This is a genomic window from Bacillus sp. JZ105 (assembly GCF_053903125.1).
On record NZ_CP096387.1, the window covers coordinates 3,160,389 to 3,178,682 of the forward strand.

At 41.6% G+C, this 18,294-nt stretch carries 18 protein-coding genes and 1 tRNA gene; 4 read left to right on the forward strand and 15 right to left on the reverse strand.

The annotated features are described in order from the left end of the window. Positions 1 to 54 precede the first annotated feature (54 nt). The 3 genes from M1D81_RS16345 to M1D81_RS16355 form a co-directional block, all read right to left on the reverse strand. The gene (locus M1D81_RS16345; protein WP_456266340.1) at positions 55 to 1,221 is read right to left on the reverse strand and encodes a macrolide family glycosyltransferase; all 1,167 of its coding nucleotides are present in this window, start codon (positions 1,219 to 1,221) and stop codon (positions 55 to 57) included. Positions 1,222 to 1,463: 242 nt separating this feature from the next. Next, positions 1,464 to 2,015: a hypothetical protein gene (locus tag M1D81_RS16350; RefSeq protein WP_456266339.1), complete on the reverse strand. Its 552-nt coding sequence runs from the start codon at positions 2,013 to 2,015 to the stop codon at positions 1,464 to 1,466. A gap of 499 nt (positions 2,016 to 2,514) precedes the next feature. Next, positions 2,515 to 2,590: transfer RNA gene (locus tag M1D81_RS16355), tRNA-Arg, on the reverse strand. Between the two features lie 253 nt (positions 2,591 to 2,843). Between M1D81_RS16355 and clpP the strand changes: the two genes are divergently transcribed. Continuing rightward, positions 2,844 to 3,440 carry an ATP-dependent Clp endopeptidase proteolytic subunit ClpP gene (gene clpP, locus M1D81_RS16360; RefSeq protein WP_024427684.1) on the forward strand — a complete coding sequence of 199 codons (597 nt, stop codon included), beginning with the start codon at positions 2,844 to 2,846 and terminating at the stop codon, positions 3,438 to 3,440. 60 nt (positions 3,441 to 3,500) lie between these two features. Here the strand turns inward: clpP and M1D81_RS16365 are convergent, their stop codons facing one another. Continuing rightward, positions 3,501 to 4,079 (reverse strand): LOG family protein, encoded by a 579-nt coding sequence (locus tag M1D81_RS16365; RefSeq protein ID WP_024427683.1) that lies wholly within the window; start codon positions 4,077 to 4,079, stop codon positions 3,501 to 3,503. 137 nt (positions 4,080 to 4,216) lie between these two features. Here M1D81_RS16365 and M1D81_RS16370 point away from each other — a divergent pair, with 137 nt between their 5' ends. Continuing rightward, positions 4,217 to 4,558 (forward strand): MazG nucleotide pyrophosphohydrolase domain-containing protein, encoded by a 342-nt coding sequence (locus M1D81_RS16370; protein WP_024427682.1) that lies wholly within the window; start codon positions 4,217 to 4,219, stop codon positions 4,556 to 4,558. 26 nt (positions 4,559 to 4,584) lie between these two features. On the opposite strand, the gene M1D81_RS16375 is transcribed toward M1D81_RS16370, so the two are convergent. Further along, positions 4,585 to 6,207 carry a SulP family inorganic anion transporter gene (locus tag M1D81_RS16375; RefSeq protein WP_103131650.1) on the reverse strand — a complete coding sequence of 541 codons (1,623 nt, stop codon included), beginning with the start codon at positions 6,205 to 6,207 and terminating at the stop codon, positions 4,585 to 4,587. Between the two features lie 37 nt (positions 6,208 to 6,244). Then, positions 6,245 to 6,826: a beta-class carbonic anhydrase gene (locus tag M1D81_RS16380; protein WP_456266338.1), complete on the reverse strand. Its 582-nt coding sequence runs from the start codon at positions 6,824 to 6,826 to the stop codon at positions 6,245 to 6,247. 553 nt (positions 6,827 to 7,379) lie between these two features. Between M1D81_RS16380 and M1D81_RS16385 the strand changes: the two genes are divergently transcribed. Together M1D81_RS16385 and M1D81_RS16390 are read left to right on the forward strand one after the other, a co-directional pair. Further along, on the forward strand, positions 7,380 to 8,357 hold the full coding sequence (locus M1D81_RS16385) for a 2-hydroxyacid dehydrogenase (protein WP_456266337.1): 978 nt from the start codon (positions 7,380 to 7,382) through the stop codon (positions 8,355 to 8,357). Between the two features lie 168 nt (positions 8,358 to 8,525). Next, positions 8,526 to 9,014: a ribonuclease gene (locus M1D81_RS16390; protein ID WP_087977349.1), complete on the forward strand. Its 489-nt coding sequence runs from the start codon at positions 8,526 to 8,528 to the stop codon at positions 9,012 to 9,014. Positions 9,015 to 9,067: 53 nt separating this feature from the next. Here the strand turns inward: M1D81_RS16390 and M1D81_RS16395 are convergent, their stop codons facing one another. From M1D81_RS16395 to M1D81_RS16435, 9 genes are all read right to left on the reverse strand, one after another. After that, a complete protein-coding gene (locus M1D81_RS16395; RefSeq protein ID WP_456266336.1) occupies positions 9,068 to 9,811 on the reverse strand; it encodes an arylamine N-acetyltransferase family protein in 744 nt (247 codons plus the stop codon). 38 nt (positions 9,812 to 9,849) lie between these two features. Next, the gene (locus M1D81_RS16400) at positions 9,850 to 10,107 is read right to left on the reverse strand and encodes an HPr family phosphocarrier protein (protein WP_024423549.1); all 258 of its coding nucleotides are present in this window, start codon (positions 10,105 to 10,107) and stop codon (positions 9,850 to 9,852) included. A 26-nt stretch (positions 10,108 to 10,133) separates the two neighbouring features. After that, positions 10,134 to 11,084, reverse strand: a complete 951-nt coding sequence (gene whiA, locus M1D81_RS16405) for a DNA-binding protein WhiA (protein ID WP_024423550.1) — start codon at positions 11,082 to 11,084, stop codon at positions 10,134 to 10,136. Positions 11,085 to 11,101: 17 nt separating this feature from the next. Beyond that, positions 11,102 to 12,061: a gluconeogenesis factor YvcK family protein gene (locus M1D81_RS16410; RefSeq protein ID WP_024427676.1), complete on the reverse strand. Its 960-nt coding sequence runs from the start codon at positions 12,059 to 12,061 to the stop codon at positions 11,102 to 11,104. Then, a complete protein-coding gene (rapZ, locus tag M1D81_RS16415) occupies positions 12,062 to 12,949 on the reverse strand; it encodes an RNase adapter RapZ (RefSeq protein ID WP_039183329.1) in 888 nt (295 codons plus the stop codon). A gap of 39 nt (positions 12,950 to 12,988) precedes the next feature. Continuing rightward, positions 12,989 to 13,453 carry an 8-oxo-dGTP diphosphatase gene (locus M1D81_RS16420; protein WP_024423553.1) on the reverse strand — a complete coding sequence of 155 codons (465 nt, stop codon included), beginning with the start codon at positions 13,451 to 13,453 and terminating at the stop codon, positions 12,989 to 12,991. A 357-nt stretch (positions 13,454 to 13,810) separates the two neighbouring features. Then, a complete protein-coding gene (trxB, locus tag M1D81_RS16425; protein ID WP_456266335.1) occupies positions 13,811 to 14,761 on the reverse strand; it encodes a thioredoxin-disulfide reductase in 951 nt (316 codons plus the stop codon). Positions 14,762 to 14,995: 234 nt separating this feature from the next. After that, the gene (locus M1D81_RS16430; RefSeq protein ID WP_456266334.1) at positions 14,996 to 16,384 is read right to left on the reverse strand and encodes a C40 family peptidase; all 1,389 of its coding nucleotides are present in this window, start codon (positions 16,382 to 16,384) and stop codon (positions 14,996 to 14,998) included. A 362-nt stretch (positions 16,385 to 16,746) separates the two neighbouring features. After that, positions 16,747 to 18,207 (reverse strand): tetratricopeptide repeat protein, encoded by a 1,461-nt coding sequence (locus M1D81_RS16435; RefSeq protein ID WP_456266333.1) that lies wholly within the window; start codon positions 18,205 to 18,207, stop codon positions 16,747 to 16,749. Positions 18,208 to 18,294 lie beyond the last annotated feature (87 nt).

Below are 18,294 nucleotides of genomic sequence, written 5' to 3' on the forward strand. Positions count from 1 at the left end.
TTTTGTCAAGCGGGCTCCATTTGAATAGAGCACCCACCTTTGAAAATAAGTTATCTATTGAGTTTGTTTCGCTTGTATGAATTGGTCGATCACCTTTAATGCTTTTTCTGTTCCACCTGCTGTTTGGAAGCTTTCTTCAATTTTCTCAATCCCCGCACGGTACGTGTCACTGCCTAAAACCGTCTCAACCGTTTCTCTTAGCTGCTTTGGTGTCAGCTGATCTTTATCAAGTGCACAGGCAGCAGATAATTCGGTCAGTCTTTGTGCCACCATCGGCTGATCTTTATCGACTGGAATGACGACCATCGGAACGTGGTAATGAATCCCTTCATTGACACTATTCATCCCGCCGTGCGTTAAAAACACATCTGTCAGTTCGAGCACTTCAAGCTGCGGCACATAAGGCTCGATCAGAAAATGAGCAGGCGCCTCTTTTAAGAGAGAACGATCTACTTTTTCACCTGTTGCGATAATCACTTTTCCGTCAAAGTCTTCGAAAGCATCTATACACATATTAAAAAATGCTTCTGTATCCCCAAGAACGGTGCCCATGGAAATAAAAACGACTTTTTCTCGCTCAAGTGCTTCCAGCGGGAAATCATGCTGGTCGGCTCTTTTTAAAAAGCTCGGTCCAACGAAAACAAACGAATCGTTTAATGAATCAACAGACGGCTGGAAATATTCACTTGTATAGACGATATTCAATTCTCCACGGTTTTTCATAAATTGCATCAAACGCGTTGGCTGAACGCCAAAACGCTCTTGTATTTTTTCTAACAGATGATCGGCTTTCTCATCCTTTCTGTATAGCGGTGTATCAAAATGCGCCTCTTGCAGCACAAAAGATGGGTTGGACCCAATGCTCGGAATGTGCAAGTAATCTCGAACAAGCTCCCCTGCCCCAAACATATCAAAGTAAACCAAATCAAATGAATGCTTCTCGGAAAGTGTTTCCACCACCTCTAAAATATCATAGGATGTTTGCAGTATGGCATGAAAGAACGGCTGCATAGAATCTAAATCTCCTTCTTCCACATGTAATGTCCGAATATAGTCTGGATGTATATGTACGTGAGCGCCTAAGCGTTTAATCCGTTCCTCATAATGTACAGTTGTGACCGCATGCACTTCATCGCCTCGATCCGCCCATGCTTTGATCATTCCTAACATAGGGTTCACATGTCCTTCAGCTGGAAACGTAATCAATAAAATCTTCGCCACAAGAAATTCCTCCTCATTGTCAATTCTCTTCCATGTTAATCATATACAGTGAACTGGCTCAACAAATACGCCTGAAGACGGAAGAAATGAGTCTTATGTCCAGTATTTCATGATAAAGTGGCAGAAAAAAAGACAAAGTCTCCTAATAAGCACTTTGTCTTTTTCACATTATGATTTGAGCAGCATTTTTTTAAATGCATCAGAATGTTTTTCAATGGAGATCGGATCTGATGTTTTGATATTTATTCAAAGCACGCTGAATACACATTTCCTATATTGAAAAATTCAAGCAGTGCTCTTTTTGCTTCAGGACTAGCATTTTTCGCTGCTTTATTTACAGCTGCTTTTACAGCATTCCACTTACTTTTTCCCGCCTGTCTGGCGGCTTTATACGCTGGAATCAATGTTTTAACAAATTTTGTCGCGCCTCCTGCAGCTTTTATTGCGGACTTGACTTTTGCGATTTTTGCTATTGGTATAACATTGGTTATAATGGCAGTGCCAACCGCAGAAATACAACCAACTACACCCATAGTAACAACCTCACCCTGTCGTTGAAGAGGGATATTAGAGTTCTCTTTCAACCATTTAACTACGGCTTCATCTCCTTTTGCAATAACGCTGTCAGGTAAAGCTTCAATCGCCAATAAAACCTCTAGCAACTCTTGATACTCTTCATCCACTTCTGAATTAGGACTAATTGCTGTTGCATTCGCAGTAAAAATCGTTGACAATAACATGAAAAGAGCTGTTATGAAGCATATAACACTCTTCTTATGAAAAATAGTTGTCATCCAATATACCCCTTTCTTGTTTATTTTTTGTATACGAGGTAAAAATATCATATTATAATAATTGTTTCAATTTTATAGATTCATATTGGAGGGATATTTTGTGAAAGTCTTGGAGAAATACAGTTATTTAATTATCATTCTTTGTCTGGCGGCAATGATCGTGACAAACTTCACTGTGAATGACAATACAATAAAAAATACTGTATCCGTGATTGGATTTATCATTGTTCTTCTTACAATTATACCTGCGGCTATTTACAGGAAAGGCCAGAAAGGCAGATAACTCCTTTATAGCAATAACCCCCACTCTATGTTAAGAATGGGGGTTATTTTATTATCCTCGGATAGATGTTGCTGTGTTGCAACAAGATCATTTTTTCACTTGCTTACCCTAGCTTTATTAGAAGAGAACGATCAATCCGATTGAACATACAAAAACCCCTCTTCAAATGAAGAGGGGTTCATGACAGACCTTTATCATCGTAAGCAAGGTCAGATACGCGCTCGGAGGGATTCGAACCCCCGACAGACGTGGTACCGGAAACCACCGCTCTATCCAACTGAGCTACGAGCGCACGATATGTTTTTTGAACGTCAGCATATCAAATTATAAGGGAAATGCTGCAAGAAAGCAATGATTAATCATTCGTCATGATGATGTATTTTCTTACTTTGGATTCATACACTAATATGATGGTTTGAAGTGGAATGATTTTGGGGAAAATGGATAGGGGTATTTGAATTTAGGTCAGCGTTTTGTTTGACCTTTATTGACCAAAAATGTATCATTGAATTACATACTTACCTAAAAGGTGAAGGAGGAACATTATGAATTTAATACCTACAGTCATTGAGCAAACAAATCGTGGGGAAAGAGCTTACGACATTTATTCTCGTCTTTTAAAAGACCGTATTATCATGCTTGGTTCTGCGATCGATGACAATGTTGCCAACTCCATCGTGTCACAGCTGCTTTTCTTAGAAGCTGAAGATCCAGAAAAAGATATTTCTATCTACATTAACAGCCCTGGCGGTTCAATCACAGCTGGTATGGCCATTTACGATACGATGCAATTTATTAAACCAAAGGTATCAACTATTTGTATTGGTATGGCTGCATCTATGGGTGCGTTCCTGCTTGCTGCTGGTGAAAAAGGTAAGCGTTATGCTCTTCCAAACAGTGAAGTCATGATTCACCAACCACTCGGTGGTGCCCAAGGTCAAGCAACAGAAATTGAAATTGCGGCAAAACGAATCCTTTCTTTACGCGATAAACTGAACCAAGTACTTGCTGAACGTACTGGTCAGCCAATTGAAGTCATTGAGCGCGATACAGATCGTGACAACTTCAAAACAGCGGAAGAAGCACTTCAATACGGACTCATTGACAAAGTCTTGACCCGTAATACAGAAGACCAAAAATAATGATCACAACACAAACCGTCTGTTCCTTGAACAGACGGTTTTTTGTGATTGACATATACTTTAAGACAGCTCCGTCCATTTCTGCTGAAGAGACGGTGTTTGATAAGAAGCCATCTGCGTGATTAATTCCTCCGGTTCACTCGAAGCATGTAACAATTGAAGGTGTGATTCATTCGAAAAACCTTCTTGTATACTAAATTTCACCATGTCTATGAGCGGGTTGAAGTAGTCATTCACTTGATACAATCCGATCGGCTTTTGATGGATGCCGATTTGTGCCCAGCACAGCACCTCAAATAATTCTTCATATGTACCAAAGCCGCCTGGCATGGCAATAAACCCATCGGCCAGCTCGCTCATTTTTGCTTTTCGTTCATGCATGCCTGTTACCTCAATTAGCTCTGTCAGCTCTTGATGCACGACTTCTCCTCTAAAAAGTCCCTTAGGCATGACCCCGATCACTTGCCCACCATGTCTCATGACCTCATCGGCAATCGCGCCCATTAACCCAATACGCGATCCGCCGTAAACAAGACGAATGCCCTGCTTCGCCATATAAGCACCCAGCTCTACAGCCTTTTGTTTATAGACATCATTTACACCTGGATTCGAACCAGCAAACACACAAATCGTTTTCATCAAAACAGCCCCATCTCTCTCTATGATTTCTTCACCCACTCATTCTACTATAATGATTTGTAAAGAAACAGCCGTTTTTTCTATATATAGTGTAAAATCAAAAGAGTGAACACCATATAAGGAGCTGTATAGAGAGAATGCAAACAACTGAGATGGAGAAGTGGATCAAGGATTTTTATCAAACGAGAAATTGGACAGAATACGGACCGTTTATCCGGTTAGGCTTCTTAATGGAAGAAACGGGAGAACTCGCTCGCGCTGTTAGAGCAATAGAAATCGGACGAGACCGGCCTGATGAGCAGAGACAGGAATCATCTGAGCTGAAGAAAGAACTCATTGAAGAAATGGGAGATGTTTTAGCAAATCTCCTCATTTTAGCGGATCAATATGATGTCACAGTAGAAGAGATCTTCAGCGCTCATCAACAAAAACTCACAAAGCGTTTTTCTGGAGAAAAAGAGCCAGTAAAAAACACGTGACCAAGCTGTCACGTGTTTTTTACGCCTTAAAGATGCTGTGGTGAAATGTCATCCGTTCGTTCAAAGAAATGCTGTTTTCCGATATGATGGAATAGTCCCGTTCGATGTAAAAGCTCCTTAGGCTGTGATTGAAGTCCAACGATCATCAGCTTTCCATTATGATGCTTTAACCGATTGGAGATATTCATTAGAACCGCTTCTGCCGATGTGTCCATGTAATTGACTTTATTCATAAGCAGAATGAGCGTTTTCGGTTTTGTTTGAACATGATCCAATATCGAATTTTCTAATGAATCTGTTGTGCCGAAAAAGAGCGGCCCTTCAATGGAATACATACTGATCCCTTTCTCCTCTGTCTGTTTTTCTAAAGCAGCTGCTGTTTCCATTTGAGGAACGGCGACATTTGTATGGATATTGGTCGTCTGGCTCATTTTTTTGATAAAGGCGATAAACGCTAAAATGAGACCAGCAGTGACGCCAATAATCAAATCACCGATCACTGTGAGCAGGAAAGTCACGACCAGTACAAGCGAATCAGCATTTTTCACTTTCAAAATATTGATAAACTCTTTTCTCTCACTCATATTCCAAGCAACAAACATTAAAATCGGTGCCATAGCAGCAAGTGGAATCATCGACGCATACGGCGCAAATACCATTAAGATCAGCAAGACGACAACGCCATGCACGACACCAGAAATCGGACTTGCCCCGCCATTTTTTATGTTCGTTGCCGTTCGGGCAATAGCTCCCGTCGCTGGAATTCCTCCGAACAGCGGTGCCGCCATATTGGCAATTCCTTGCCCCACAAGCTCTTTATTGCTGTCATGCTTAGAGCCTTTCATATGATCAGCGACCATTGCGGATAAAATCGATTCCACGCCGCCTAAAAGTGCAATGACAATTGCTGGAGGCAGGAGGTATATCATTTTTTCAATCGTCAATTCAGGAAAAGCGAAGGTTGGCAGCTGACGAGGGATTTCACCATATGCAGAGCCAATCGTTTCAACTTGTCCTTGAAAAAAGAGAACGGCTAGAAACGTAGAAGCCAATAAACCTAATAGAGCACCAGGTATTTTGGGAATGTATTTTTGTGCCGCCAAAATCACGATGAGCCCGATGACGGCTGTGATAATGGCGAGACTGTTTGTGGTACCAAGATGCACCACGATTTCTCTCATATTGAGGAAAAAGCTTTCATGTTTTTCAACACCCTTTAATCCGAGGAAGTTGGCAATCTGTCCTGAAAAAATAATGACAGCAATGCCAGCAGTAAAACCGATGATAACCGGACGAGGAATAAATTTCATGAGCTTTCCTAGTTTGAATATTCCGAATAATACAAGCATACAGCCTGCCATAAAACCGGCAATGAGCAAGTTTTCAATACCGTATTGGCTGACGATCCCGAATAAAATTGGAACAAACGCCCCGGTCGGCCCGCCGATCTGATACTTTGAACCACCAAACAATGAAATCAAAATGCCGGCAACGATGACTGTGTATAATCCATATTCTGGTCCGACACCAGATGCAATGGCAAATGCCATGCCTAAAGGAATTGCCACAACGCCCACGACAAGCCCAGCGATTAAATCGCGTCTAAACTTTGATGAATTGTACCCTTCAAATCTTCCATAAAAACGCATGGTATGTGTTGGCCTCCTTCAAGTATGTGTAGATGATTTAGGTATACTGTGGGTCAATTTGTTTGTCTTTCACTACGATATCCAGCTTTCCTGTCGCTGGGTGAATCACCAGTCCATGAACTGCCACATCACTTGGCATCAGTGGATGCTCTTTCACTAATTTCACACTTTGGGCCACGCTTTCTTCAACTGAATCAAAGCCTGTCAGCCAGCCCTTTAAATCAACTCCTGAGTTTTTCACAATGCTTAAGCATTTCTCTTCGATTCCGCGTGCTTTCGCCTTTTCAAGTAAAGGGTCCGCCGCAAGACCTGCCATTCCGCATTCATGATGCCCTACAATGCATACTTCCTCTGCCTTTAGCTCATAGATAGCTAGCAGGATACTCCGCATCACACTGCCGAACGGATGTGTCACGATGGCGCCTGCATTCTTAATGATTTTTGCATCCCCGTTGCGCAGACCCATAGATTGCGGCAATAATTCCAAAAGACGGGTATCCATGCACGTTAAAATAACCAGTTTTTTCTCAGGAAATTTTCCCGCTTTGTAAGGCTCATAATGTCTCTCATTCACAAACTCTGAATTGTGCTGAAGAATCTGTTCTAATTTTGATCCCATTTTGCCATCTCCCATCTTTTTTTAAGTAACGTAAGCTCGTGCCTATCCTCCTTTTCTTTCTTGTGTTCTCAAGAATAGAGAAGAAAAATGATAGAAAAAAAAGAAAAAAATGAGAAAACGATGAGAAGAAATATCATCATTTTCTCTATTTTACGCTGCATCCCAACGGCTTCGCGGGTTTGTTTTCAATCTATTATTCTCATCACATCAAAAGACAATAAAATGGTTTAGTAGAAAATGGCCATCCCGTTTAATACATTTCAAATATAATAAATTTTCTATCAAAAAGTCTCGATCTATTTTCCAGTTTGTCAGATAACCTCTCGTAAAATCTTGCAATTTCACATGTCTCATCTACTATCAGCTTATTTTTATATAGATAAAAAATGCATCAGATGGCATAAGAATCTACTTTTTCACTAAGAAAATGTCTTTCTTTACCGTTATTTCAGTATATTAAATATTGAGCTGCTCACATTCAAACGTGTTCTGCCGAAATCGTTGCTTTATAATAAAAGGAGTAAGATGACCATGTGAAAGGAGCGAATTGACTGTGACACCACACATTTTTGTCGCTAAACCCTTGCCTGCCTCTTTTGAGGAAATGCTAAAGGAACATTGTACATACGAGGTTTGGCAATCCAAAGACCCTATTCCAAGAGACATGTTGTTTGAGAAGCTGCAGCACGCTGATGGTCTTTTAACGTCTGGAACAAAAATCGATCAAGAGCTGTTAGATCACGCACCAAAACTCAAGGTGGTGAGCAATAACTCTGTCGGCTATGACAATTTTGATATAGAAGCGATGAGGCAAAGAGGCGTGATTGGTACACATACTCCTTATACGCTCGATCATACCGTGGCTGACCTTGCCTTTTCGCTCATTCTCTCCTCTGCGCGAAGAATCGCCGAGCTTGACCGTTTTATCCGTGAAGGAAAATGGACGAAATTCGTACAGGAAGAAGAGATCTTTGGCATCGACGTACATCACCAAACGCTCGGTATTATTGGCATGGGACGTATCGGAGAACAAGTGGCCAAACGGGCAGCTCATGGTTTTGATATGAACGTTCTTTATCATAACCGAAGCCGGAATGAAAAGGCTGAATCGGCGTATGGCGCTGTCTATTGTGCACTTGATGATCTTTTAAAACAAGCTGATATCATCGTGTTGATTACACCGCTGACCGAGGAAACATATCATATGATTGGGGAACGAGAATTGAAGTTAATGAAGCAAACGGCTTTATTTGTAAACATTTCCCGCGGGAAAACAGTAGATGAAAAAAGCCTCATTCAAGCACTTCAGGAAGGATGGATCAAAGGTGCTGGTCTTGATGTGTATGAGCAGGAACCGCTTCAAGAAGATCATCCTTTCAAAGAGATGAACAATGTCACCTTAGCCCCTCACATCGGTTCCGCTACTGAAACAACAAGGGATCTCATGCTGAAACGAGCCATTCATAATGTGATTCATGGAATAGATGGGAAGGCGCCTGTTGATGTTGTGAAGGAGCTTGCTTTATCTTGAACAGATAAGACGCAGAAATTGCGTCTTTTTATTTATTTCTTTAAGGAGAAAAGACTCATTTTAGCAAAGATCCTGATTCTTTACATTTCCTTCATGTGCGGGTGCTATAATATGAGCTAGACAAGCATCAAGAGGACGGCATCCGATTTCCTTAATAGGAGGATGAAGATGAAAAGATTGAGTTCGGTTTTTACTATGTTCGCTCTGATCACTGCTATTCTGTTTTCTGGATTTGTCCCGCAGCAAGCTCATGCAGAAACACCTCTTACACCAACAGCCACAACTGAAACTGCTTCTATTCAGCTCACGCCAGATGTGCGTACCCTTGCCGTCATTAATACGTTTGATGGTGTAGCAGATTATTTAATTCGCTACAAACGACTGCCTGATAACTACATTACGAAATCACAAGCAAGTGCTCTCGGATGGGTGGCATCTAAGGGAAATCTAGCCGAAGTGGCGCCAGGTAAAAGCATTGGTGGAGATATTTTCTCAAACCGGGAGGGACGTCTTCCTTCAGCAAGCGGCCGAACATGGCGTGAGGCAGACATCAACTACGTTTCAGGCTTCCGCAATGCTGACCGCCTTGTGTATTCAAGCGACTGGCTCATTTACAAAACAACAGACCATTATGCGACTTTCACACGTATTCGATAATCAATAAAAAAGACAGCCCTATTTGATCTGGGGCTGTCTTTTCGTATGGTGGTTTACGGTATAAGCTTTTTTACGTAATCCTCAAAAGGAATCGGAAGCGGCTTTTTCGATACTTCTTCATGTTCATGTGTGGTGACATGATCCTCAGTAACGATCACACGTCCTGTTGGCGTGAGCTTTGACGCAAGCGGTCTTTTGTTAAATGGAGAGGATTCATTTTCATAAATCTCGTGTCTCATTTGGGCTAATACAGACTCGTCCACTTCGTTCAATGTGAAAGCATAGCCTGTTTCAGCGCCATCTCCCTTATCTAATTGGAGCAGATGTGTCCCTTTTTCGGTTTCCTCAGCTTTGACGCGAAACCGCATTGACGCCCCTTCCACCCAATCTCCTGTAAAAGGCACAGGCTGAAGAGGTAAATTCACACCAAATCCCGCATCAATGAGGAAGCGTTCGTTGTGATGCTTCAACATGATGGCTACGTGCGTGCCATCAATTGCCCACGTATCCGCTTCTTTGTTATACACTGTGCCTTGAAGAAGCTGTACAGAGAGCCCTGCCTCTTTTAACACATAGTATAAGAGAGGATTGAGATCGTAACAAAGACCTCCTCGGTTTTCTTCAAGTAGATGCTGCTTCAACCCTTCTTGATTCAAAGCGTAGGATTGTTTGTTCAAAACAGATCTATTTTCGAATGGAAAGGTATAGGCCATTTTTTTTAATAATACAGGCAAGTCTTTCAAGGTGATGGACTGGCCTTCATATCCGACCTTCTGTAAAAAAGCTGATTGAATCATGACATTCCCTCCTAAAAAAACTGAGCCTTTGAAGAGACTCAGTTTTCTTGATTGATAAAATCTGTTAACGCCTCAATGGCTTCTTGTTCATCCGCACCATCTGCAATCAGTGTGACAGTAACCCCAGAGCTGATCGCAAGACTCATGAGACCCATGATGCTTTTCGCATTGACTTTTTTCCCATCTTTCTCTAGAAAAATATCAGCACCAAAGCGATTGGCTTCTTGTACGAACAAAGCAGCTGGACGTGCCTGCAAGCCTGTTTTCAGCTGGATGGTGACCGTTTTTTCCACCATATGATCTGCCTCCCTTTTTCATTCTCCTATTTGAGTGTAACAGCTTGTCCGTTTCGTAATTGTTCTGCGATTTGATCTAGCTTTCTTAAACGGTGGTTAATCCCGGACTTGCTGATCTTGCCGCTTTCCACCATTTCTCCAAGTTCCTTCAGCGTGACCTCTTGATAGTCGACTCGCAGTTTGGCAATTTCACGAAGCTTTTCCGGCAGGGCATCAAGCCCAATTTTTTCATCAATGAATTGAATGTTCTCGACCTGACGCAGTGATGCACCTATCGTTTTATTCAAGTTTGCTGTTTCACAATTGACGAGCCGGTTGACTGAGTTCCTCATATCTCGGACGATCCGCACATCTTCAAAGCGAAGCAGTGAGTTATGAGCACCCACAACGCTTAAGAATTCCGTGATTTTTTCTGCTTCCTTCATGTACGTAATGTACCCTTTTTTGCGCTCAAGTGTTTTACTATTGAGATGAAATTGATTCATCAGCTCACAAAGGGCATCATTATGTTCTTTATATAGTGAAAAAATTTCAAGGTGATAGGAGGACGTTTCTGGGTTATTCACAGAACCGCCTGCTAAAAAAGCACCTCTCATATAGGAGCGCTTGCAGCATCTTTTCTTCACAAGTTCTTCTGAAATATTGCGCTCAAATACAAATTGCTCACCTAATATTTTTAAATCCTCTAAAATGGTTTTCGCTCGTTCTACCAGTCTGACAATATACACGTTATTCTTTTTCAATCTCATTTTTTTACGGACGAGCAGTTCGACTGTCACATCGTATTTCTTTTTGAGCAGCGTATAAATCCGTCTTGCAATGGCTGCGTTCTCTGTCTGTATATCTAAAATCAATTTTCGATTAGAGAAAGATAATGAACCGTTCATACGGATGAGGGCAGAAAGCTCTGCTTTTGTGCAGCAGTCCTTCACGTCCAGATTAGTCAGCTCTTTTTTTGTTTCGGATGCAAATGACATCCTTGCCACCCCCATTCCTATTTTTTCTGTTGCAGCAGATCGACAAGCAGCGAGGCTACTTTCAGCGTGTCATGACGAATGACATGCTGGTCATATGTAATGATTTCTCCAGGAATCACTTCTAGTCCCATTGCTTTTAGTGCATCTGTGTCGAATTGGACAGGCTGTGCCTGTTCTTCTGCATATTTTGCTTTGATTTCTTCTGGAATTTCTTTATTGTTCACAAAAATCGTATCGATAAATGGACGATCCATATGATCATTTAATGCCTGCACATGATCAGCTGCACTGTAGGAAAGCGTTTCCCCCGGCTGCGTCATGACATTGCATATATACACTTTTTTCGCCTTAGAGCGAATCACTTCTTCTCCAATATGCGGGACAAGCAAGTTTGGCAAAATACTCGTATACAGGCTGCCAGGCCCAATGACGATTAAATCCGCCTCACGAATGACTTGAATGGATTCTGGCAGCGGTTCAATCGTATCGGGTGTGAGGAACACTCGTTTAATTCGCTTACCATAGGTAGGAATTTTCGATTCTCCTGTCACCATTTGCCCATTTTCTAATTCCGCATGAAGAACAACACTTGAGTTCGCTGCTGGCAATACTTTTCCTCTCACATTTAAAACCTTGCTCATTTCAGTGACGGCATGAAAAAAATCACCGGTTATATTTGTCATGGCCGCAAGAATGAGGTTGCCGAGTGAGTGGCCTGTTAAGTCATTCCCTTTGTTAAAACGGTGCTGAAATAAATCTTCTACAAGCGGTTCAACATCAGAGAGAGCCGCAAGGACATTTCGAATATCACCTGGAGGGGGAATATTCAAATCATGCCGCAGTCTGCCTGAGCTGCCTCCGTCGTCAGCAACCGTTACTATAGCGGTAATGTCCACCGGCTTCGTTTTAAGCCCTCTGAGCAAAACAGATAAGCCAGTGCCGCCGCCAAGAATGACCACCTTTGGTAGTGTCGTCATCTATTTTCTGCTTCTCTTTTCAATGTCCCGGTGAGTGACATGTGTATAGTAATCGTTTTTAAAATACTCCGATAAATAGTTGGCCAGTGTCACAGATCGATGCTGTCCGCCTGTACAGCCGATGGCAATCACAAGCTGGCTTTTTCCTTCTCGTTTATAGGACGGAAGCATAAAGCTGAGGAGATCGATTAATTTCTCCGTGAATTTTTGTGTTTCACTCCATTTCATCACATAGGAGCGCACTTCTTCATCGTTTCCAGTCTGTGGACGCATGCTCTCAATATAGTAAGGATTCGGCAGGAATCTTACGTCAAAGACAAGATCAGCATCAATCGGCAGACCGTATTTAAAGCCAAAGGACATCACGTTTACTGTAAACACCTGTCCTTGATTCGTGGCAAAGTGTGTGACAATTTTTTCTCGCAGCTGTTTTGGTTTTAAATCCGATGTATCAAAAATCATTTGAGACCGGCCTTTTAACTCCTCTAACAGCTCGCGCTCCATTGCAATTCCTTCAAGCGGCAAACCTGTTGTCGCAAGAGGATGCGAACGTCTCGTTTCTTTGTATCTTGAGACAAGTACCTTATCATTTGCATCTAAAAATAGAATTCTTGGGGTGATCCAGTCAAGATCACTCATTTCATCTAACGCGGCAATTAAGCTGTCAAAAAATTCGCGTCCGCGCAAATCCATCACAAGAGCGACCTTGCTCATCTTGGAATTCGATTCCTTCATGAGCTCTAAGAACTTCGGTAAAAGTGATGGCGGCAGGTTATCAACACAAAAGTAGCCTAAATCTTCAAAGCTTTGAATGGCGACGGTTTTCCCCGCACCTGACATTCCTGTAATAATCACAAGCTGAATATCTTCTTGTTTGTGTGTATTCATGCCTGCTTCCTCTCCTTCTTTATGAAAACGGTTCATGTATTATTCTCCCTGAGGATCTAACCGATAAGCAATCAGCTCAAAGTCGGGTGTATACGTAAAAGTGCCGTGCAGAAGTCCTTTTCCTTTAAGCATGAAATCAAGAATATGGGAATCTCCTGGGGCCATCGGCAAATGAGGCACATCCTTTACATCATGCCATTTTAAAATGCCTTCCTCTGACTCTGTTACATTTTTTCCGGTAAATGAATCTGCCATAAAGGTGAACATCATCCATTCTTGAACGATTTGATCGCCTTCTTTTATGATAAAGGTAAAAACACCTTTCAGCTGCGGATTTAAAATATAAATACCTGTTTCTTCTCTATATTCTCGAACGACTGAATCCTTGACCGATTCTCCGCTTTCCATTTTGCCGCCCGGTGCTACCCACCAGCCCCGTCTTGGCTTTTGCAGCAAGAGAACTTGATCTTCGTGATGCAGCACACAATTGGTTACTCGTTGCATCAACTGTCACCTACTCTTTTATGTCTTTAACTTATTATACAGGTTCAACCTGACTCCCACAATGAACATGCCCGTTCTTCCCCGAAAACAGACCGGTTTTCGTTTGAATGAGGTCAAGGGCAATTTCTCTACTCTTTATTTTACAGCATCTAACGGTTCTCCATGCGTCATTTGTGAACATCTCGTGAATTTCTGATTTCAGGCAAAAAAAAGGACACGGATTCACATCCGTGCCAAACATGTATTCCTTATAAAAGGGGGTCAATTACTAGTTTTATCATAACGGAAAATTATTTCACCCGTGTTACATTCCAGTTAAAAGCCCATGACGCTATATTAAGGATTTACGACAGCCTTTTATTTCGCTGCTTTGAGTTTTTCAGCAAGCTCTTCTACATAATGCTGTGCGCTTTGTGCTGCAATACTTCCGTCACCTGTTGCTGTCACAATTTGACGAAGTGTTTTTTCTCGAATGTCACCAGCGGCGAAAATACCTTCCACTCTTGTTTCCATTCTTTCGTTTGTCTCGATGTAGCCTTCTTTATTTGTAATGCCGAGATTTTCAAATGGTTTAGACAGTGGCAGCATGCCGATATAGATAAAGGCGCCGTCTGTTTTAAAGTCTTCTTCTTCACCAGTCACCGTATCAACCAATGTCACACTGCCGACTTTTCCATTTTCTTCATTGATCTGTTTCACGGTTTTGTTCCACTTGAAGTCAATTTTTTCATTATCAAAGGCACGCGCTTGTAAAATGCTTTGTGCACGAAGCTTATCGCGTCTATGGATAATTGTTACTTTAGAAGCGAAGCGTGTGAGATACACACCCTCTTCTACCGCAGAGTCACCGCCGCCGATGACGACAAGCTCTTTGTTTTTAAAGAATGCCCCGTCACATACTGCACAATATGATACGCCGCGGCCGCCAAGTTCTTTTTCACCTGGTGCACCGATTTTTTTGTATTCAGCCCCTGCCGCAATAATGACAGAGCGTCCTTTGTATTCTTTTGACCCGGCTTTGACGATTTTGTACTCTTCACCGTTCACGATTTCTTTAATATCGCCATATGCATACTCTGCACCGAATTTCTTCGCATGCTCAAACATTTTATTTGAAAGTTCCGGCCCTAAAATGCTTTCAAAACCAGGATAGTTCTCAACATCTTCCGTATTCGCCATTTGTCCGCCTGGAATTCCTCTTTCAATCATTAACGTTGAAAGATTTCCCCGTGATGTATAAACAGCGGCTGTCATTCCGGCAGGACCCGCTCCAATGATGATCGTATCGTAGATTTTTTCTTCTGACACAACTGTCACTCCCTCTTCAATTGCTGCTCGCATTTCTTATTAGAATGCCCTTGGGTGATGCTTCCATTCATGGCAGAGAGCATCATTTCCACTGTTAGCTTTTATTCCTTACCCATATCCTATTAAATCTGCGGGGAATAAGCGAATCATTTGCTCACATCTTCAAAAAAAGAAAAAGCTTCCTTAAACTGCTGTTTAAGGAAGCCTGTTTACGGTTATATAAAAAGTAATGATTTATTCAACGACTCTTCTTACAACGCCATTGAAAGCTTTTTTCCAGTATACGTTGTTCATTGAGTCAACTGAAACACCGCGAGAGCTGTTATCGTTCAAGAATGTACCATTTCCTAAGTAAATACCAACGTGTCCATTTACTTTATACGTATCAAAGAACACAAGGTCTCCGCGTTTCATGTCAGATGCACTTACAGCTCTTCCTTTACCTACTAGCGTATCTGTTGTTGTACCGCCAACTGGTCCAAGGTTGATACCTGCTGATGCAAATGCCCAGCGAACGAATGAAGAACAGTCAAAACGACGTGCGTCAATATCGGCTTGTGATCTGCCGCCGCCCCATTTATATGGAGATTGTCCAACAATCGTAGAACCTGTGCTGATTGCACCTTCAATTCCGCCTACGTTACTGCTGACAGGTGATCCACCGCCAGAAGATGGCTTCTTGCTTGGTGCACTGCTGTTGCTGTTATTGTTGTCATTAGAAGATGATCCACTATTACTTGAAGACGGGCTGCTATCGTTATTTGAGCTGTTGTCTTCCGCTTGAACACTAGCTTGACGCTGCTGCTGTTGTCTTTGCGCTTTTTCTTCTTTTGCTTTTTGAGCTGCTTCTCTTGCTTCTTTCTCTGCTTGTTTTTGTGCAGCGATTGTTGCGTCTTTTTCAGATGCAATGCTGTTAGCCTCACTGTTTAACTCGCTGATTTCAGAAAAAGCACTTCCTTTTTGCTTTTTCACTTGCTTGAATAGCTTGTCTTTTTCATCAAGCTGTTTATTCAAGTCTGATTGAAGCGTTTCAAGCTTTGCAAGTGTGTTTTGCACATTTTCAAGCTTTGTGTTTAATTCGTTTTCAGACTTTTGAAGTTCTGCTTTGTCTTTTTCCTGCTCTTTAATGATTTCACTGTCTGCGTTGATCAGTGTAGATACTGCACCTGCACGGCTGATGAAATCACTAAAGCTTTTTGCTCCTAGTAATACATCTATGTATTTCGTAGAACCGCCGCTCTCTTGAAGGGCACGTACGCGCTTTTTCAAGAATTTGTTTCTATCTTCAATACGTTTTTCTGTATCGGCAATTTCTTTCTTCAGTGCTTTGATTTCTTTTTTTGTTTTTTCATTTTCTTTTTGTTTTTCTTCGATTTGATCACTTGTTTTTAAAGCTTTCTCATCAATATCTTTAAGCTTTTGTGCAAGTTCCTCTTGTTTTGCTTCAAGCTTTGAAAGCTCTTCTTTTTTCTTTTGAAGATTCTTGTTTACCTCAGATTGCTTGCTGTCTAGTTCTTGTTTCTTTTGTTCAAAGTTCTGTGCGTTTGCTTCATACGTAAATGGAATAAATAAACCGCTCGCTCCGATCACCGAAGCTAAACCGAAAGTAATAAACTTTTTCACGAATAGTTCCTCCTTTAACAATTTCCCAAGCGACATTAGAAAGCAGCAAATTCTCTGCGACCAATCTGTGCTCTCTATGTCTTTCTTCCTGATTGTTCAGTCAGATGTTGACCAGATTGTTTCCATCACTAGGTGTTTCATTATGTATAGTAAAATATTTAAATATCTATCTTTGTTTTATCCACGAGTTTCATTATACATGAGACATCGACAAAATGAGCTAATATTTTTATTACATTTATGTTTCAAAAACATGTCGTGATTGTCATACTTCGCCAATTCCTTGCAAATCCCACCTTTTTATCCAAGAAAAAAGCATGACCTTTTCGGCCATGCTGGGATGTTCTGAATCTATTTACCTATTAATCGATTAACGTACAGATCTCTCGTTCGTATTTAGACAGTGTTTGAACACTGATCCGAAAAGCGGACGCAACGTCTTTTTTGCTGACAGCTGATTCTTCTTGTTCTTTCATCCATAGATAATAAGATGCTGCTGCCCAGGCAGGCGCATTTTTCTTATCAATACCAGAAGCACGTGCCTGCTGAATAATATGGAATAACCAAAAATAAGGCATATGGCTGTCAGGCTGAACGGCTTCCTCCAGACTGGATGCCGCCTGTTTTGCAAAAACTGCATCTTCTGAAAAAGACTTTTCTTTCATTTCATCTTCATACAAAAGCAGTTCTATGAATTGTTGTTCAAAAGCCGTTTTCGCTGCGCGTGCATCAAGGACAGCCTGCAGAATGTCATGTTCCCCTTTTTGTTTACTGACATAGTACGCAGTCAGCCGTTCCTCAATCGAGACCATTGGCTCAGTCTCCTCAGGTTTATCCTGCCACGGCTTGATTTCATCTGCATCGATATCTTCTTCGACCATCTTATCCCAAACCGTTTGGGCGAGCGTCTTGCGGCCTGTATGATAGGCTGCGCTTGCAAGCCAGTATAAAAATGTACTATCTCCTTGAAAACCTGTTTTGTACAAAGAATAAAGCCATTTAAAGGCCCATTCAAATTCTCCCACAAGGGCAAATGTTGCACCAAGCTTATAACGCTGTTCACTTAGTATTGGATACACGTGCGTTAATTGCTTCGCTAACATGTTGACCTTTTCTTCTTCTTTTTCATAATGGTAGAAGACAAGCTGATTGCAAAGGGCATGCAGATTACCGGGATTTTCATGAAGGACCCGGTTCAACATTTCTTTCGCCTGGTGGATTCGGCCAGAATAAAAATAGGCCAAAGCGAGATTATTATACGCTGACCAAAATTCTGGGTACTCAACAATCATCTGTTCCAGCATCTCAATGGCTTCATCAAGTCTGCCGCTTTCTAGCAAATGGTTTGCTTGATCCTGCTTCACAATCAGGTCATCCTGATCATAAGGAAAATCTTCGTCCTCTTCGTCGCTCATATCGAGCAGGTCAAGAAGGTCGTCATTTTCATCCGCAAATTCCCCGTTCTCTTCCAGCGCGGCATAAGCAGTAGCTGATTTATATGCCTCTTGAAACAGTCCTAGATTCGCATAATTATTGGCTTTAAAATAGTGGCACTCAGACATGTTTTCATCGATGTGTTCAAGGATGAAATCAAGCAGTTCGTTTGATTGCTGGTAATGACCCATTTCAGTATAAATAATGGCAAGCTGTGACAGCATTTCTACATTTTCAGGCTCAAGTACGATGGCCCGCTGTATCAGCTTACTTGCCCTAGACAGATTTCTTTCTCTATATGCTTTAAGACCTTTATGAAAAAAGTAATGCCCATCTTGAAATAGCTGGACGACTTGTGTGTGTTTATTTTGAGAAGTGTATTTACTCACCGATACCCTCCATTTCGAACAGTGTACCGTGTGTAGTATAACATACTTCACTAGTCGTCACATAGAACAAAAGGAAAGGAAGGATTT

Coding starts and splice junctions, on each gene's coding strand:
- M1D81_RS16375 (WP_103131650.1), bottom strand. CDS start 6,207: ATGCGTTTTTATGGAAGATTTGAAGGGTACAATTCATCAAAGTTTAGA.
- M1D81_RS16400 (WP_024423549.1), bottom strand. CDS start 10,107: ATGGTGGAAAAAACGGTCACCATCCAGCTGAAAACAGGCTTGCAGGCA.
- M1D81_RS16410 (WP_024427676.1), bottom strand. CDS start 12,061: ATGACGACACTACCAAAGGTGGTCATTCTTGGCGGCGGCACTGGCTTA.
- M1D81_RS16370 (WP_024427682.1), top strand. CDS start 4,217: ATGCAAACAACTGAGATGGAGAAGTGGATCAAGGATTTTTATCAAACG.
- M1D81_RS16395 (WP_456266336.1), bottom strand. CDS start 9,811: ATGATTCAATCAGCTTTTTTACAGAAGGTCGGATATGAAGGCCAGTCC.
- rapZ (WP_039183329.1), bottom strand. CDS start 12,949: ATGAATACACACAAACAAGAAGATATTCAGCTTGTGATTATTACAGGA.
- M1D81_RS16365 (WP_024427683.1), bottom strand. CDS start 4,079: ATGAAAACGATTTGTGTGTTTGCTGGTTCGAATCCAGGTGTAAATGAT.
- M1D81_RS16380 (WP_456266338.1), bottom strand. CDS start 6,826: ATGGGATCAAAATTAGAACAGATTCTTCAGCACAATTCAGAGTTTGTG.
- M1D81_RS16420 (WP_024423553.1), bottom strand. CDS start 13,453: ATGCAACGAGTAACCAATTGTGTGCTGCATCACGAAGATCAAGTTCTC.
- M1D81_RS16350 (WP_456266339.1), bottom strand. CDS start 2,015: ATGACAACTATTTTTCATAAGAAGAGTGTTATATGCTTCATAACAGCT.
- whiA (WP_024423550.1), bottom strand. CDS start 11,084: ATGTCATTTGCATCCGAAACAAAAAAAGAGCTGACTAATCTGGACGTG.
- M1D81_RS16390 (WP_087977349.1), top strand. CDS start 8,526: ATGAAAAGATTGAGTTCGGTTTTTACTATGTTCGCTCTGATCACTGCT.
- clpP (WP_024427684.1), top strand. CDS start 2,844: ATGAATTTAATACCTACAGTCATTGAGCAAACAAATCGTGGGGAAAGA.